At 61.2% G+C, this 16,958-nt stretch carries 11 protein-coding genes; 8 read left to right on the top strand and 3 right to left on the bottom strand.

Annotated features, from left to right (window positions below):
- Window positions 1–15: 15 nt before the first annotated feature.
- Entirely contained in the window at window positions 16–810 is a 795-nt protein-coding gene (locus HNQ60_RS04160) for a hypothetical protein (RefSeq protein WP_184329736.1), read from the top strand.
- Window positions 811–823: 13 nt separating this feature from the next.
- Window positions 824–1,657, top strand: coding sequence for a capsular polysaccharide synthesis protein (locus HNQ60_RS04165; RefSeq protein ID WP_184329737.1), 834 nt, complete (start codon window positions 824–826; stop codon window positions 1,655–1,657).
- On the opposite strand, the gene HNQ60_RS04170 is transcribed toward HNQ60_RS04165, so the two are convergent.
- Genes HNQ60_RS04170 through HNQ60_RS04180 form a run of 3 tightly spaced genes read right to left on the bottom strand, consistent with a single transcriptional unit; the run spans window position 1,651 to window position 6,532 of the window.
- On the bottom strand, window positions 1,651–3,765 hold the full coding sequence (locus HNQ60_RS04170) for a Calx-beta domain-containing protein (protein ID WP_184329738.1): 2,115 nt from the start codon (window positions 3,763–3,765) through the stop codon (window positions 1,651–1,653). The two genes, HNQ60_RS04165 and HNQ60_RS04170, sit on opposite strands and share 7 nt — an antisense overlap.
- Window positions 3,766–3,823: 58 nt before the next feature.
- Window positions 3,824–5,857: an autotransporter domain-containing protein gene (locus HNQ60_RS04175; RefSeq protein WP_184329739.1), complete on the bottom strand. Its 2,034-nt coding sequence runs from the start codon at window positions 5,855–5,857 to the stop codon at window positions 3,824–3,826.
- Window positions 5,858–5,905: 48 nt separating this feature from the next.
- On the bottom strand, window positions 5,906–6,532 hold the full coding sequence (locus HNQ60_RS04180) for a hypothetical protein (RefSeq protein ID WP_184329740.1): 627 nt from the start codon (window positions 6,530–6,532) through the stop codon (window positions 5,906–5,908).
- Between the two features lie 179 nt (window positions 6,533–6,711).
- Here HNQ60_RS04180 and HNQ60_RS04185 point away from each other — a divergent pair, with 179 nt between their 5' ends.
- The 6 genes from HNQ60_RS04185 (at window position 6,712) to HNQ60_RS04210 (ending at window position 16,917) form a co-directional block, all read left to right on the top strand.
- Window positions 6,712–7,122 carry an ExbD/TolR family protein gene (locus HNQ60_RS04185; protein WP_184329741.1) on the top strand — a complete coding sequence of 137 codons (411 nt, stop codon included), beginning with the start codon at window positions 6,712–6,714 and terminating at the stop codon, window positions 7,120–7,122.
- 63 nt (window positions 7,123–7,185) lie between these two features.
- A complete protein-coding gene (gene mgrA, locus HNQ60_RS04190) occupies window positions 7,186–8,208 on the top strand; it encodes an L-glyceraldehyde 3-phosphate reductase (RefSeq protein WP_184329742.1) in 1,023 nt (340 codons plus the stop codon).
- A 231-nt stretch (window positions 8,209–8,439) separates the two neighbouring features.
- A complete protein-coding gene (locus HNQ60_RS04195; RefSeq protein WP_184329743.1) occupies window positions 8,440–10,044 on the top strand; it encodes an ABC-F family ATPase in 1,605 nt (534 codons plus the stop codon).
- Window positions 10,045–10,287: 243 nt separating this feature from the next.
- Entirely contained in the window at window positions 10,288–12,219 is a 1,932-nt protein-coding gene (locus HNQ60_RS04200; protein ID WP_184329744.1) for a fibronectin type III domain-containing protein, read from the top strand.
- Window positions 12,220–12,281: 62 nt separating this feature from the next.
- Window positions 12,282–16,379, top strand: a complete 4,098-nt coding sequence (locus tag HNQ60_RS04205; protein ID WP_184329745.1) for an RHS repeat domain-containing protein — start codon at window positions 12,282–12,284, stop codon at window positions 16,377–16,379.
- The gene (locus HNQ60_RS04210) at window positions 16,354–16,917 is read left to right on the top strand and encodes an acyl-CoA synthetase family protein (RefSeq protein ID WP_184329746.1); all 564 of its coding nucleotides are present in this window, start codon (window positions 16,354–16,356) and stop codon (window positions 16,915–16,917) included. The genes HNQ60_RS04205 and HNQ60_RS04210 overlap by 26 nt, the downstream gene beginning before the upstream one ends.
- The last annotated feature ends 41 nt before the right edge of the window (window positions 16,918–16,958 follow it).

Here is a 16,958-nt window from a genome sequence, read left to right on the forward strand (position 1 = left end):
GCCCGGTCGGGCGGCATGACTGTCATCAACGGCCTGTGGATCGGCGACGCCTTGTCGCCGCTGGCGCGAGCTTGCGTTCAGTCCTTCCTCGTCAAGGGCTACGGCTTTCATCTGTACTGCTATGGGTCCGTCGCTAATGTGCCCGGGCAGTGCGTGCTGCGCGACGCCGCGCAAGTCCTCCCCCAAAGCAGCATCATTCGTTACTCACGCGGGCCGGGTAAAGGCAGCGTCGCCCTCTTTGCGAACATGTTTCGCTACAAGCTGCTCCATGAGTCCGGCGGCTGGTGGAGCGATCTCGACATGTTCTGTCTCACTGACGCGCTGCCGGACGCTGGCATCGTCCTGGCTCAGGAGGATGCCCAGGGGCTCAACTGCGCGATCATGCGGTTCCCGGCAGGGCACGAGGTCCTGCGCCTCGCCTACGAGGAGTGCGCGCGGCGTGGCGACGATGTGGAATGGGGCGACACTGGGCCGAGGCTGCTATCGGAACTCGCCCTGCGCTTCGATCTGGGTGAAGCCGTTTTTCCGAAGCACGTTTTCTATCCCATTCACTACAAGCAGTTCTGGATCGTGTTCGATCCGAGGCGGACGGCGACGGCAGCTGAGATGATTCGCCGGGCCGCATGCATTCATTTGTGGAACAACATGATCAGTCGCTCGACGCTGCAACTGTCGATTCTCCCACCCGAAGGCAGCCTGTTGCGGAATCTCTATGAATGGACGATCGGTACGGATGGGTTCACGCAGGAGTACGTGCTGGCGCCGGATTGCCCGCCAGACGAACTCGGCTTGCGTGTAATTCAGCGCTGAGGCGCGTCCAACGATGGCGCGAGTCAGCGGGTTGTGGATTGGGTCGCCGTTGTCGCCGCTCGAGCGAGCGTGCATCGCGTCGTTCCTCACCCGGGGACATCAATTCGATCTCTTTACCTACGAGGAGATCCCCGGTGTGCCGGACGGCTGTCGCGTGCTGGATGCTGCCGAGGTTTTGCCGCGCGAGCGAGTGTTCGCTCATAGCGCCGGCGTAGGGCGGGGAAGCGTTGCAGCATTCTCGGATTGCTTCCGCTATGAACTGCTGTACCGGCATGGCGGGTGGTGGGTGGATCTCGACGTTTTCTGTCTCACCGATTCATTGCCCGACGCAGGCTTTGTCGTGGGTCGTCAGGGACCCACGATCATCAACAGCGCGATATTGCGGGCGCCGGCGGGACATCCCGTGGTCGCGGCAGCTCGTTCCGCGTGCGAGACGAAGTCTTCGGAAGTCGAATGGGGTGAACTCGGCCCCGACCTGCTGACCCGGCTCATGAGGCAGCATGGGCTCGATGCAACTGCTTTTCCGCCGGAAGTTTTCTATCCCGTGGATTGGCAGCACTACTGGGCCGTCCTCGATCCGCGTCGCGCAGCCGATGTGCTGAATCGCATGCGTTCAGCGGCGTGCATTCACCTGTGGAACGAAATGTTGCGCAGGATCCAGTTCGACAAGAACGTCCTGCCGCCGCAGGGGAGCGTGCTGCGGAGCCTGTACGAGGCTTCGATCGGAGTGTCGGAGTTCACTCACGAGTACGCACTGGCCGTGGATTGTGCGCCGAATGCGTTGCAACTCGAGATCAGGTCGAGGTGCCCGGAACCGGGCGTTCCGGGCACCTTTACGCATCAGTAGATGTAGACGGCTCCTGAGCCCTGACTGCAGTTGCTTCCGGCACCGTTGCAGTCGTCGAGCTGATTGCCGTTCAGTCCAGTCGCGCCGCTTTCCTCGTCCGGTGCACCGATGGCCAGCGAGCTGCCGTTGCTGTTGATGGCCAGGTCATAGGCGAACTGATCGCCGAGCTCGGGGTTGGATGCCTTGATGTAGTTCCGCTGCGTCCAGGCGTTTCCGCTGCCAGTGAAGAGGTATGCAGCGCCCGATCCCGATTGCGCGGTGTCCCGCACAGTGCCCAGGCCGGCTGTGCCGCTGTCGTCGTAGGGTGCGCTGACCAGCAACGTCGAGCCATCGCCGCTCAATGCCACCACCTGGCCGAACGAGTTGAACTCGCCGACATCCGTGCCGACGACCGTGGTCAACAGCGCCGGTGCGCCTGCCGCGAGATTGAACAGGAAGACAGCGCCTGTTTGCTGCACCGGATCGCCTGGGTTCGCGCCAGGGACAGTCTGATTGGGGGCCCCGACGGCCAGCGTCGCTCCGTCATGCGATATGGACACCGAAGAGCCGAACGATGCGTATTGCACAGGGGTATCGGCGGTGATGGTGTCGCTGTATGCCCAGCTTCCGCCCGATCGCGTGTACCGATACACAGCGCCGATATCGACTTCCATACCCACATCCTGGCCCGACGCGCCCACGACCAGCGTGGTCCCCTGATTGCTCAATGCCAGCGTCGTGCCGAAGTATGCGAAGTCCGAGGGCGTCGGCGACGCAACTGTCGCGACACGACTCCAGCTACCGGATGCCAGGGTGAATACCTGTGCCTGACCGGAGTAGCTCGTCGTGCCGGAAATGCTGTAGTAGGGGAGACCCACCGCCACTGCGGCACCGTCCGGACTGATCGCAACCGCGGATCCGAACCGATCTGAGATCGCGGGAGCTGCACTTTTGAGATACGCGGTTTGCGTCCAGCTCGTCCCGTTGCGCGCAAAGACGTACCCCGCGCCGGAGCTCACGACGGAGTTGTCCGCCTCATTGCCCGTACCGCTGTCTTCGAAGGCCGCGCCCACGACCAGCGTATTGCCGTCTGCGCTGATGCTCACCGATCCACCGAACTCGTCGTAGTCCTGTGCATTGGAGGCAGTCAGGGTGACCGGAACAGACCAGGTCGTGCCCGTGCGGGTGTAGACGAGCACGATGCCCGAGTAAGGCGTGGCAGTTGCGCCGTTGTATGGCATGCCCACGGCCAGTGTATTGCCGTCGGCGCTCAGGGCCACAGCTACTCCGAACGAGGCGTAGTCCCGCTGCTCTGGAGCCTTCAGATATCCGATCAGAGGCACACTCAAGCCGGCCAGAGTCATCGTTGCGGACTGAGTGCACCCGGCCGCGTTGCAGGCGGCGATCGCGTAACCGGCATCCGCCCAGTCCTCAAGAGACACTACGATGTCGATGTTGGCTGTCTTCGCGCTCGCCGGGAGATCCGCTCCCACTTGCGCGAAGGTTCCACCCCCGGTCGCATCCTTCATGATGCGATAGCTCGTAGCACCCGTGACCGACGTCCAGTCAGCCCGCAGGGTCTTGTATTCGCTGCTGAGGGTAGCGCGGGGAGCGGCAGGCGGAGAGAGATCGTCATCGACGATCGTCACGAGCACCTGGCTCGTCGAGCCGAGGACGGCGCTGTTGGTCGGGCTCGACAACGTGAGCTGCAGGGTCTCATCCGGCTCGTCTGTCGTGTCGTTGACGATCGCGACAGTGACGGTCTTCGCGGCGCTGTCGCCAGCGGCGAAGTTCACGGTGCTGTTCACAGCGGCGTAGTCCGCCGGGCTGGTCGCTGTCCCGTTCGTGCTGCTCACCGTCACGCTGACAGCGCCGTCCGAGCCGGCCGTTCGAGTGATGGTGATGGTCGCGTTGCCGGCATTCTCGTTGATCGAAACGGAAGGCGCGCTGAACTGCAGCTGCCCCGGGTTGCGCGGCGTCGAGCCACCGCCGCCGTTGCCTGTCCCAGTACTTGTGTCGACGCCGGTGCTCTCAGTCGTCTCGCCTTCGTCGCCGCAGCCGCTCAGCAGCACGGACAACGTCGCCACCGCGAGCCATTTGATCGACGTGTGGATCGATGTGTATTTCATGTCGGTATCCCTGATGCGGCGGATTCCCTCGAATCCGCCTTCGTTGTTCTGGAGGTTCTCAGCGGAACGTATGCTGGATACGCAATCCGATCGTGAAATCCTGGAAGTCGACCGCGTCGTACGCCTCCAGGCGCTGATACTCGAAGTAGCCCGAGATGTCGTACGGGAACTGCGCGGACATGCCCGCCGCAATACGGAAGTACGAATCGTCCGGCTCATCCGTGATCACGATGATCGGCGGTGTCGGATCGGCGGAGGACGCGAACGGATCCGCCGCGAAGCGCACGCTGAACACTTCGGTCGCATCCTCGAACTCGCGGACGAACGTGCCGCGCAGATGCGGAATCAGGACGCCCCAGCTCGTCTTGAAGACATACGACACGCGCAATCCCGCGTTACCCGTTGCCGACTCGTAGTCCTGGTCGTTGTACGCCAGGTTGAGACCCCCTGCGCCAGTCTCGGCGAACGCATCGATATCCGTGTCGACGTAGAAGTAGCCCAACGTCGGAGAGATCGTGAATCCGCCGGCGATGATGTCGTAGCCGACGGAGACACCGCCGCTCAACGACTGGCCGCTGGTGGAGCCCAGCGCATTGCGATCGATGTCCGTGCCGCTTTCTTCATAGGCGATGCGACGGACCGAGTCGTAGTCCGCATCCGTGTAGTTGAACACGCCGTCGAAGTAGAAGTTGCCGAGGTAGGCCGAGCCGTAAACGGAGCCGCTCAGGGCCTTGGTTTCAAGATTGCCCTGGCCGCCCGAGGCGAAATCGAGATCGGACTGGCCGTAGCCGATGGACAGGCCGGCGACTGCGGATTCGCCGAAACGATAGTCGACGCCGCCAGTGAATCCCCACTGATCGGACTCGAAGCCGTCGTCGGAGGCGGTCTCGTCTTTCTCGCCGCTGCCGTAGTTGCCGCGCAGCCAGAAACCAAGGCGGTTGTCGAGGAGGCCGCCGGGCTCATCCGCGCTGGCGCCGCCGCCGAAAACTTTCTTGAGGCTTTCGGTGACTTGCTCTGCGGAGACGTACTTGTCGCCGATGCGCAGGCTAAGGCCGGCAACGGACGTTCCCCGCTCGCCCGCACGCAGCGACAGCAAGCGATCCATCACACCCTGGTACTGGGTCTGCGAGAACAGCAGCGCCTGCGTGCGCATGGCGTTGATGTCCTGCGCGCCGAGCTCTTCGAGGGCCTGCTGCTGATTCGCAGTGCTCTCGTCGTTGATGATGCCGCGGCACCGGTTCAGCAGGTCTTCCTGTTCCGGAGAGAGTTCCGATCCGCCTTCGCCCTGGCCGATGCTGAGATCTTCCAGTCGCACGCAGAGGTCATCGAGATTTTTGGCGACCTCCCGCTCGTTTGGCTTGAGGTTCAGGTCCGCGAGTTCGGGATCGGTGGGCGGAGGCGCGGCCGCACCCACGGTGATGACTGCGGTATCGCTGGCCGTATTGCCCGAATTGTCCGTAACGACCAGCGTGATCTGGCTGACGCCGTCCGGCAGGGCGACATTGGGAAGCGTGGGGCTCTCGCTGGTGCCGAGCGGCGTGTTGCCGTCGCGGAACCACTGATACGTCGTGATCGTGCCGTCGGGATCGGTGGACCCCGAACCATCGAGCGTCACGAGCTCGCCCGGCTGGCTGTCCGTGTCCACGATCGTGCGATCGGCACCGGCATTGGCAGTGGGTGCCTGGCTGGCCTGGATCGTGATGGTTACGAGATCCGTCGCCGTGAGGGTGCTCGATGACGACGAGGAGCTGCCGTCGTCTTCGGTAATGGTCAGCAGGATCTGGTTTACGCCGTCCGGCAAGCGCACGTTGGGGTTGGCACCCGTGGCGATCTGCACCCCCTGCGCGTTCGTCCACACGTATGAGCTGATGAAGGTCTGGCCCGGCACCGATGACTGCGATGCGCGGCCATCGAGCGTTATACCTTCTCCAGGCAGGCCGTCGGTGTCGCGCACGGTCTGGTCTGGGCCGGCTTCGGCGACCTGGGCGGAAGCCGTTGGGGACATGAAGTACATCGGCGCGACGGCCGCTGAAGCCACCAGCGTCCGGCGGATGGCCTTGGTCAGCTCCGCACCTTTCTTGGGCTTATCCACTGTTCCTGTTCTCCCGTATCGATTCGAATTGATTCTTTTCGAACGCAATCAGCGTTCAGCGTCATCGGCACGCCGATAAACGGATCGTCCGACATGTCTCAGGCGGATACGAGTGTCCAAATAGACACCCAGCCCCGCTTGGGCGGCGAGCTCGCAGAAGTAGTAGTCCTCCGAAAGGAACTCGCCGTTGAGCATCCCCGTAGGGAAAAAGTGACGAATGCGGCCTTCGTTCATCGGGTAGTCGGGGATCTGGCCGTGCGCCACCATCTTCTCGAAGGCGCTCCTCTCGATTCGAAGGAAGCCGGTACCCATCCGGCGCACCCGCCTGTAGTCGGGGTGGCCCGGCACGGGCGGCAGATCTTCGGGCTGCGGCGCGCACACCCATTTCAGCGAGGCCGACTTGCGAGGGTAGAGACCGCCCGTTATGGCAAATGGTGAGGCCAGCAGGCGCTCCAGGTCGGCGCGGGTGAATCCGATGTCGCCGTCGATGAAGACGAGGGTCGTGCAGTCCGAGGCCAGGAACTGTGCGGCCAGCAGGTCGCGGGCGCGTGAAATGTTGGCCTGACCTTCGAGGCAGGTCCATCCGGCATAGAGGCCGTGGGCTTCGAGCAGTCCATTGATGAACTCTCGCTCTGCACTACCGGTGTGCAGCGGCGTGGCCAGCAGTGCCTTCATTTTGGTCCTGGAGGTACGAGCCGTACGCCGATGGATGAAGAGCGGAAGCCTACTATATTTCGACGGTACTCAGGGAATTCCGCAACGAAATGAACGAGTGGTGACACGCCGATGTCACAGCCCAAGTGACATGTGTGTGACCTGCCCGATTCCAGAAACAAGATGCGGAGGTACCGATCATGGCAATGACTGCAAGTGCTGCTGTCGAAGGCGATCCCATCATCGAGATGAACACGACGCCGCTCATCGATGTGCTGCTCGTCCTTCTGATCATGTTCATCATCACGCTGCCGATCCTGACGCATTCGACATCGCTCCAGCTCCAGGGCATCAGTGGAGGGCCTGTTCCGGAGACCGTCTACGTCGACATCGACTTCGACGGGGCGATCGTGTGGAACGGCACGCTCGTCAGGGACTTCAACGAGCTCGAAAGTTACTTCCGGCACGAAGGCGCCAAAGCCACGCCGCCGGATCTACAGGTCCGTCCCGATCGCCGCGCTCAGTACGACACCGTGGCGCGAGTGCTGGCCCTGGCCCAGCGCAATGGGATGACGCGCATTGGCGTCAGCGGGGGTGTCGACGAGCGCTGAGCCTGCTTGACCCGTCCCGGCGTTGCGGCCAGAGTCTGAAGGACTCATCGCCGGGACTCTCCCATGCATCACCCCGATCCGAAGCGCTATCAACAACGCATGCCCTATGCCCGCTGCGGCCGCAGCGGTCTGAAACTGCCGCGGATCTCGCTGGGGTTGTGGCAGAACTTCGGCGGCAGCGTGGTGCGCGACAACGCCCGCGAAATGGTGCTGAAGGCGTTCGATCGCGGCATCACGCATTTTGATCTGGCGAACAACTACGGTCCGCCGCCCGGTTCGGCGGAAGAGAACTTCGGCCGCATCCTCGCAACCGATCTCGCGTCCCATCGCGATGAGCTGATCATCTCCACGAAGGCCGGCTATCTGATGTGGGACGGCCCCTATGGCGAGTGGGGCTCGCGCAAGTATCTGCTTTCGAGCCTCGACCAGAGCTTGAAGCGCATGGGGCTCGACTACGTCGACATCTTCTATTCGCATCGAGTCGATCCCGATACGCCGCTCGAAGAAACCATGGGCGCGCTCGATACAGCGGTGCGCAGCGGCCGGGCGCTGTACGTGGGCATTTCTTCGTATGGCCCGGAGAAGACGCGCGAGGCCGCGGCGATTCTTCGGGATCTCAAGACGCCATTCATCATTCATCAGCCGTCGTATTCACTGCTGAATCGCTGGATCGAAGACGGCCTGCTCGATGTGCTCGACGAGGAAGGCGTCGGCTGCATCGTGTTCTCACCGCTGGCCCAGGGCCTGCTGAGCGATCGCTATCTCAACGGCGTTCCCGACGCCTCACGCGCCTCGCAGGGCGGCTCGTTCAGCAGGGAATTGCTGAACGAACGCAACCTGTCGAACGTTCGCGCTCTCAACGACATCGCGCGCCGCCGCGGGCAGACGCTCGCGCAACTCGCAATTTCGTGGGTATTGCGCCGACCCACCGTGACGAGTGCACTGATCGGCGCCAGCCGCTGGGCCCAGATCGAGGAATGCCTCGGCGCGTTGGAAAACACGCGTTTCGACGCCTCTGAACTGGCCGAAATCGACCGCTACGCGCTGGATGGGAGCCTGAATATATGGGCGACGAGTAGCGGTTAGCGGTTGGCGGTTGGCGGTTAGCAAGAGACCGAACAGATAGGAAACGGGCCGATACTCAATACAGGCGCCGGCCCCGATTCCTTGGCTGACCTCAGCCGGCGCTCCATGTAGCATACGCACCCCCGCGCGTCCCTCGGACCGCGCCCCCTGTGCTGAGACACCAGCCGCAAAAGCGGTTAGTTCCTCTTTTCCCACTAACCGCCAACCGCCAACCGCTAACCGCTTCTCCTTATGCTTTCTACTTCCAACGTCTCCATCCAGTTCGGCGCGAAACCGCTTTTCGAGGGCGTCACGGTCAAGTTCGGCGATGGCAATCGCTATGGACTGATCGGCGCGAACGGCAGCGGCAAGTCGACGTTCATGAAGATTCTGAGCGGCGAGCTCGAGCAGTCGAGCGGCGAAGTGATGCTTCAGGCCGGCCTGCGTCTCGGCAAGCTGAATCAGAACCAGTTTGCGTACGAAGACGAGCGCGTCCTCGACGTCGTCCTGCAGGGTCATCAGGAGATGTGGCACGCAATGAAGGAACGCGACCTCATCTACGCCGATGCGCATGCGAGCGATGAGGACTACATGAAGGCGGCGGAACTCGAAGCGAAGTTCGCCGAGTACGGCGGCTACGATGCCGAGTCCCGTGCGGCTGCGATTCTCGTCGACGCCGGTATCGAGGAGTCGTATCACAACGGCCCGATGCGCGAAGTCGCTCCCGGCCTCAAGGTTCGCGTGCTGCTGGCGCAGGCGTTGTTCTCGAATCCCGACGTGCTGCTGCTCGATGAGCCGACGAACAACCTGGACATCAATTCGATCCGCTGGCTCGAGGACGTGCTGAACAAGTACGACACGACCATGATCATCATCAGTCACGACCGGCACTTCCTGAACCAGGTGTGCACGCACATGGCCGATCTGGATTTCGGTCAGATCAAGATCTGGCCGGGCAACTACGACGATTTCATGCTCGCATCCGTGCAGGCACGTGCGCGAGTCGAAGCTGCGAACGCGAAGGCGAAAGACCGCATCTCCGAACTGCAGGAATTCGTCCGGCGCTTCTCGGCGAATGCATCGAAGGCGCGACAGGCGACATCGCGTGCGCGGCAGATCGAGAAGATCAAGGTCGAGGAGGTCAAGCCCTCGTCACGACAGAACCCGTACATCCGTTTCGAACAGACCAAGAAGCTGTATCGCAACGCGGTGACGATCGAGCACATGGGATTCACCTATCCCGGTGCGAGTACTCCGATCTTCAACAACGTCACTCTCAACGTCGAAGCGGAAGAACGCATTGCCATCGTCGGTGCGAACGGCGTCGGCAAGACGACGCTGTTGCGCCTGCTGGCCGGCAACCTCACGCCGACAAAAGGTCGCATCACGTGGGTCGAGAACGCGAACGTCGGCTACATGCCGCAGGACCCGCAGGCCGACTTCGCCAAGAAGGTCGATCTGTTCACGTGGATGAGCGACTGGCGCGCGAAGAGCGATGACGATCAGGTCGTGCGTGGGACGCTGGGGCGCCTGCTGTTCTCGGGCGATGAGATCCGCAAATCCGTGAGCGTGCTCTCCGGCGGCGAGAAAGGCCGCATGATCTACGGCAAGCTCATGCTGTCGCGACCGAACGTGCTGCTGCTCGACGAACCGACGAACCACATGGACATGGAAACGATCGAGTCGCTGCAGATGGGTCTCGAAAAATATCCCGGCACGCTCGTCTTCGTGTCCCACGACCGCGAATTCGTGGGCTCGCTGGCGAATCGCATCATCGAAGTCCGCGCCGACGGCACGCTGGTCGACTTCAAGGGCAGCTACGATGAGTACTTGCGGTCGCAGGGGATTGCGGCCTGATCATTCCTCTTCCTGAGGAGAACCCCGATGCCTTGAAGCGGAGCAACCCGCTTCACGCGCAATTCCCTCACGAGCGAAGGAAAAATAATTCCGTTGACACTCCTGTCCGCGCCATAGCACTTTCGCGCCCACAGTTGGTAGCCGCCATCAGCTCGCGCTGTGCGGCTATCCAGGGAACAAGACGAATAAGCTACGGAGCGCTGTCCTGCTCACGGAAGTGCAGCGCATCGATGGGAGGTTCTGATGATCTCGCGATCCTCATGGAGTGGCGCTCCACGCACTCGTGCGTCTGTTGTCAAAGCAGCATGGGGCGTCGCGCTGCTCGTCGCCTTCATGAGCGCGCCTGGCGTATTCGCCAGCAACACCACGACGTACACCTACGACGCGCTGGGGCGCCTGACGACTGTCACCGGCAGCGCCAAGGGATCTGTCGCTACATACGACTACGACGCTGCGGGGAATCGCACGCAGACAACGTCGAAGTCGGAATCGGTTGCACCATCCGCGCCGACTGGCCTGAGCGCTACCGTCGCATCAGCCTCACAGGTCAACCTTTCATGGTCTGCGTCGACGGATACCGGAGGTTCCGGCATTGCCGGCTACAGGATCTATCGCAACGGATCGCAGGTCGGCACGAGCCCGACCACGTCGTATTCGGATTCGCCGCTGACGGACGCCACGACCTACACCTATCGCGTCGCGGCTTACGATATCGCGGGCAACTTGTCAGCACAGTCGAGCGCGGCGACTGCGACTACACCTGATGCGACGGCTCCGACGGTGCCGACGGGACTGGCAGGCTCGGCTCCATCGTCTACGCAAGTGAATCTGAGCTGGACCGCATCGACGGACAACGTCGCTGTCGCGGGCTACCGAATCTACCGAAACGGCAGTTTGCTGGTTTCGACGGGTCAGACCAGCTATACGGATTCCACCGTCTCTGGCACCGTGGCGTACAGCTACACCGTGGCTGCATACGACGCGGTCGGGAATCTGTCCGGGCAGTCCGCCGCAAGGAATGTGACCACCCCGGACTCCATCGCGCCATCGGTGCCGACGGGACTGAGCGCGACGCCGGCATCGCAGACGCAGATCAACCTTTCGTGGTCGCCATCGACCGATACTGGCGGGTCCGGTCTTTCCGGTTACCGGATCTATCGCAATGGGTCGCTGATTGGCACGAGTGCAACCAACTCGTACTCCAACTCCTCGCTCACGCCTGCCACGACGTACAGCTACAGCGTGGCGGCCTACGACGCCGCCGGCAACGCATCCGCGCAGTCGGGCACGGTGTCGGCCACGACACCTGACAGCACTGCTCCTTCCGTTCCCACAGGGCTAACTGGTTCGGCAGCATCCGCGTCACTAGTCAACCTGAGCTGGTCGGCCTCGTCGGACAACGTAGGCGTCACTGGCTATCGAATCTATCGCGGCGGCAGCCAGATCGGCACGAGTGCTACCACTTCGTACGCGGACTCGACAGTCGTCGGCAGTACGACCTACAGCTACACAGTGGCGGCTCATGACGCAGCCGGAAATGTTTCGGGTCAGTCCGCTGTGAAGAACATTGCGACGCCGGACGTGACTGCTCCGTCGACGCCGACAGGATTGTCCGCTGCAGCAGCGGGCCCGTCGCGAATCAATCTGTCCTGGAGCGCATCCAGCGACACGGGCGGTTCTGGTCTTGCGGGCTATCGGATTTACCGCGGCGGTTCGCTGGTCACGAGCACTGCGGCGACGAGCTACAGCGACACGGGGCTCGCTGCCAGCACGAGCTATTCCTACACCGTTGCTGCGTACGACAACGCGGGCAACGCCTCGGGTGAGTCGAATACCGCCAGTGCAACGACGTTGCCGCCGGTGGTCGCATCTTTGAGCACGAGCACCTGGCGCTGGTTGAAGCGCGGATCCAACCCAACGCAGATCGATGCGGCCGTCGTGTGCACCGGTTCCGGCGGCACCGGCTCCGGCTACACCTATGCGTGGCAGTGGGTCTCTGGAGACACGGAGACGTCAGCGATCTCTCCGACGTCGAACAACACTCGCTGGTCGCGCACGGTCCCGTACATCAACGCAACGTACACGTCTGTGTGGCGTTGTCTCGTGACCGACGGTGGTGGCAACACCGGGCAGAGCAACGTCACGGTGAACTTCGTGATGAACACGCTGCAATGAGCGGCAAGTTCCTCGGGCTCGAATCCAAAGAAAGCTTGGTGCGGCTAAGGATGGACAAGAAGATGAATCGTCACACTGCGAAAGTCCTGGCAGTCATTACAGCTGCGATGGCGTTCAGCACGGCGTTGCGCGCTCAGGTCGTCGACGTTCCTGACGTCATCTCGCCGTTGCGGGAGGAGACAGATCGCAACGGCGTGAATGTGATCGGCGGCAAACTGACCATCGATGTTCCGGTTCTGTCAGTGCCGGGCGCACCGAATCTGAAGTTCGATCGGGTCCAGAACGTGACTCCCTACGTCAAAGGGAAGATGTCGGGCAGCGTCGGCGAATATGCCAACGGCAACTATTCGGTTCAGACAGGAACGGGTACCTCAGAAGGCTTCCAGTGTCTCGATGACGCGTGCCAGAGCGTCACCGGAACCGGCTCCACGCTGGTCGGTAACGGTCCTTTCAGATTTCGCCAGACGAAGACCGGTGCGGTCTTCTTCTTCAACCTGAAGCACATCAAGACGACCGGTTCGAATCCGAACACGGTGCTGTATTACGCCTCGAGCATCACCTACCCGAACGGCGAGACGATCACCTTCACCTATGACACGGCGATGCTGGGTGGGCTGACTTACTACCGCCCGACGCAGATCACGAGCAACCTCGGATTCTTCATCACCATTGCCTACCATGGAAACACGATAGGGGTCGACGACTGGAACAGCCCCAGTGTGGCGGCCATATATGCAAGTGCTGACCCCGCGACGCCCCTGGGGCGACTCACTTACGCCACTTCCAACGGGACTACTACGATCACCGATCTGGGTGGCAGGACGTACTACTGCCAGGGCTGCATCAACTCGATGCACACCTACCTCGAGACCGCCAGCGGCATGTTCCAACTCCCGGGCGAGGGAACCGCGTCGCGGCAAGTCGTCAACGTGCCGAGCAAGCCGCTCGTGTCCTCGGTGACGAAAGATGGCGTTACGTGGAACTACACCTATACCAATCTACGCAATGCCACGACGCTGCAGACGTATCTGTACGACCGACTGACGGTGACCGGTCCGAATGGCTACAACGTTGCGTACAACATGGTCGATCACCACGAGCGTAACGCGCTCAGCAGCATCACGGATTCGATCGGGCGCTCTACGGCCTACCACTACGATTTCGCCTATCGCGTGATTCGTGCTGTCTACCCGGAAAGCAACGAAGCAAGCGTTGCATATGACGACTACGGGAACATCACTTCGCGCACTTTGACTGCGAAGCCTGGCTCCGGGCTGGCAGCTATATCGGAAAGCGCCTACTACGATACGACTAGCTGCGCCGTCGTCTCCGGTGGCCCGCTGTGCTATCGGCCGGTGTGGTTCAGGGATGCCCGCAATAAGCAGACCGACTTCGTTTACAACGCGGCTGGTCAATTAACGGAGCGAACCGATCCGGCCGACGCCAATGGGGTCAGGCGTAAGACGTATATCGAGTACGAGACGTCGACAGGCGTGAGCCGCAAGGAGGCAGTTCGAGTCTGCGGTGACACGACGACGTGCGGTACGCCAGCGGAGGCGCGCACGGAGTACGAATACTGGGGCAACACGCTGCTTCCGAGCGTCGTTCGCCGCATCGATGCGGCACGCAGCGAGAGCCTCGAAACCCATTACTCGTATGACGCGGCGGGGCGAATGCTGAGCGAGGATGGCCCCTTGCCGGGAACTTCGGATGCGAAGTACTTCCGCTACGATGTTCATGGTCGCAAGAAGTGGGAAATCGGGCCCGCTGGCTCGAACGGGCTGCGCAACGCAAGCTACTTCGAGTATCGCAACTCGGACGACCAACTGCTCTACACCGAGTCAGGTACGGTCACCGATCCTTCAAGCACATCGCTCACCGTCTACACCCGCACTGACGTGACCTATGACAGCCGTCGCAATCCGTCGAGCGAGGCAATCTCCGCTTCCGGGACGACATACAGCCTGATACAGCGTTCGTTCGACGATGCCGGGCGGCCCGAGTGCGAAGCGCGTCGCATGAATCCTGCCGCCTTCACGTCGTTACCTGGCGCTTGCACGCTGGGTACTGAAGGAGGCTTTGGTCCGGACCGAATCACGCGCAAAGTTCACAACGCCGCGGGCGAACTCCTCGTTGTGCAGCGAGCCTACGGCACTCCGCTCCAGCAGAACTACGCCACGTACACGTACAGTGCGAACGGCAAACGAGCGACTGTTACTGACGCCAACGGCAATCGCGCAGAAATGCGCTACGACGGGCATGATCGCCAGAATCGCTGGGTGTTCCCGTCTAAGACGACACCTGGGTCCGTCAACGAGAGCGACTACGAAAGTTACACGTACGACGCCGCGGGCAATCGCCTGTCGCTAAGGAAGCGCGATGGTCAGACGCTGACCTATAACTACGACGGCCGCAATCGAGTCTCGCTGAAGACTGTTCCGAGTTCAGCCACCGGGGCGGCGGGCTATGCCGTCCACTACGGATACGACGTGGATGGTCTGCAATTGTTCGCCCGTTTCGGCTCGACTTCCGGAGTCGGCATCACCAATGTTTATGACGGATTTGGACGGCTTCGGACGTCCACCAACAACATGGGCGGCGTCAGCCGCATGCTCACCTCCGATTACGATGCTGGCAGTCGCCGCAACCGGTTGACGTTCCCCGACAGCAACTACTTCACTTTCAACCACGATGGGGCAGGTCGGCTCACCGGCATTCTCGAAAGTGGCGCGACGACGGTAGCCGACTTCTTTTACGACGACTTGGGCCGGCGCGCAGATGCGTGGGTCGGCGGCGCCGTGATGAGCAACGAGTACGATTCGATCTCACGTCTGTCGGCGCTGGCGCATGAACTCTCTGGCACGGCGGCCGATCAGATTCTGACGTTCGGCTACAACCCAGCATCGCAGGTCATCACGCGAGGCGAGAGCAACGATGCCTACGTGAACATTACGCCGGATACGCCTGCTCGCAGCTACAACGTCAATGGCCTCAACCAGTACACGAGTGTCGCTGGTTCGGTTCACACGTACGACCTGAATGGCAATCTCACCTCAGGCAATCTCACCCCAGAGGGCGTAACGAACTTTGTCTACGACGCTGAGAACCGGCTGGTGTCGGCGAGCGGTGCGAAGAACGCAACGTTGGCGTATGACCCGATGGGAAGGTTATTTCAGATTTCGGGCGGAGGTAGCACCACGCAGTTTCTGTACGACGGTGACAAGCTTGTGGCCGAGTACAGCGGTGGCGCCCTGATGCGCCGATATGTGCACGGCGCCGGAGTCGACGAGCCCTTGCTATGGTACGAAGGCGCGGGCCTCACCACACGACGCGGTCTCTTCGCCAATCATCAGGGTTCGATCGTGGCGGTGGCCGACGCGAATGGTGGGGTGGTTGGGGTCAATGCCTATGATGCTTATGGCGTGCCCGGCCGACCTGGGGCCGGCAACATAGGGAGATTTCAGTACACGGGGCAAATTTGGTTGGCGGAGCTGGAGCTGTATCACTACAAGGCGAGGTTCTATTCGGCGACGCTGGGGAGGTTCTTGCAGACGGATCCGATTGGCTATGATGACAACACCAACCTCTATGCGTATGTGGGCAATGACCCAATAAACAGCATGGATCCGAGCGGGACATGCGATACGGGCACGAACATAAAGGGCGCCGCAGCATCCGACTGCAAGGTGGATGAGTCCTATGCGTTTGCAGAGGCGATGGCCGCCTCGCGGAAAGAGCAGGCAGACAATAAAGCGGCTGAGCAGCAAAGTCAGTACAGCGTTGACAAGGCGGTTGACCGTCTAAATAGCTGCGCTACCGCTCAGTCCCAAGGTGTTTGCGCGACACGAGTTCGAGAGGCGGTCGAAGCGGGAGGGATTGCTCTCGATAGGACCACATATGCGAAAGACTATGGACCTTCACTTGAGAAGGCAGGGTTCCGACAGTTGGACGTCGGCCCGGACTATCAACCCCAAAAGGGAGACATCGTGGTCATGCAGGGAATCTCCACCCGACCCGAAGGTCATATGCAGATGAACAACGGCGAGCGATGGGTCTCGGATTTCAATCAGAGACTAAACACAAGGCCAGGTGCTATCTGGCCAGGACCTGGTTATGAAAGGGAGCGGCCAAGTTATGAAGTTTATCGTTACGGCCCTTAGCTTCATGTGGGCACTAGCTGCGTGCGCGGAAGCTATTCCAATGCAGGACCCGCTTCTTGCATTGAGCTTCGATCCTGGCCATGTAAAGTTCGAGGCTGCTCCGGATGTGGTGCTAACAGCGGAGAAGAAAAAAAGAGGAACTTGGTATCTATTTGCTAAGTACGCAGACGAGAAGATTGCGAATCGGAGTTACCTTTTGGTTTCAGGCATGGTCGAGGTATATGGAGATACTTCTCCGCAACGAGTGATTGGAGCGGAACCTGATTTTGGCTTTGTGGCGCAGTGCGACGGCATGCAATGCCGAGTACTAGGAGTTCCGGACAGAATGTTCGACGATCTTGGTTTGCCGCATCATGCCGTTGTCGGACTAGCCACAGATGCAGTTAGCAGGTTGATCACGGCATTTGGTGGTAAAGATCATCTTCAGAAGAAGCTTGATGACCTCGCGTCTGCTGCCGAGGGGTTCTATATACCGGCTGAAATGTCGCGTGCTCTTCAGGCCGCTGGGCTCGATATGAAGGCGTGGAAGACGGGATAGAGGTGTACCGCAGTTCACACCCCTCTTGCTGGAAGTTGCAG

This window comes from Povalibacter uvarum (assembly GCF_014202975.1).
In the GTDB taxonomy this organism is placed as follows: domain Bacteria; phylum Pseudomonadota; class Gammaproteobacteria; order Steroidobacterales; family Steroidobacteraceae; genus Steroidobacter; species Steroidobacter uvarum.

What these genes read in the sequence shown, in the direction of transcription:
- HNQ60_RS04165 (WP_184329737.1), top strand. Translation starts at nt 824, where the DNA reads ATGGCGCGAGTCAGCGGGTTGTGGATTGGGTCGCCGTTGTCGCCGCTC.
- HNQ60_RS04210 (WP_184329746.1), top strand. Translation starts at nt 16,354, where the DNA reads ATGAAGTTTATCGTTACGGCCCTTAGCTTCATGTGGGCACTAGCTGCG.
- HNQ60_RS04170 (WP_184329738.1), bottom strand. Translation starts at nt 3,765, where the DNA reads ATGAAATACACATCGATCCACACGTCGATCAAATGGCTCGCGGTGGCG.
- HNQ60_RS04185 (WP_184329741.1), top strand. Translation starts at nt 6,712, where the DNA reads ATGGCAATGACTGCAAGTGCTGCTGTCGAAGGCGATCCCATCATCGAG.
- HNQ60_RS04205 (WP_184329745.1), top strand. Translation starts at nt 12,282, where the DNA reads ATGAATCGTCACACTGCGAAAGTCCTGGCAGTCATTACAGCTGCGATG.
- HNQ60_RS04160 (WP_184329736.1), top strand. Translation starts at nt 16, where the DNA reads ATGACTGTCATCAACGGCCTGTGGATCGGCGACGCCTTGTCGCCGCTG.
- mgrA (WP_184329742.1), top strand. Translation starts at nt 7,186, where the DNA reads ATGCATCACCCCGATCCGAAGCGCTATCAACAACGCATGCCCTATGCC.
- HNQ60_RS04200 (WP_184329744.1), top strand. Translation starts at nt 10,288, where the DNA reads ATGATCTCGCGATCCTCATGGAGTGGCGCTCCACGCACTCGTGCGTCT.
- HNQ60_RS04180 (WP_184329740.1), bottom strand. Translation starts at nt 6,532, where the DNA reads ATGAAGGCACTGCTGGCCACGCCGCTGCACACCGGTAGTGCAGAGCGA.
- HNQ60_RS04195 (WP_184329743.1), top strand. Translation starts at nt 8,440, where the DNA reads ATGCTTTCTACTTCCAACGTCTCCATCCAGTTCGGCGCGAAACCGCTT.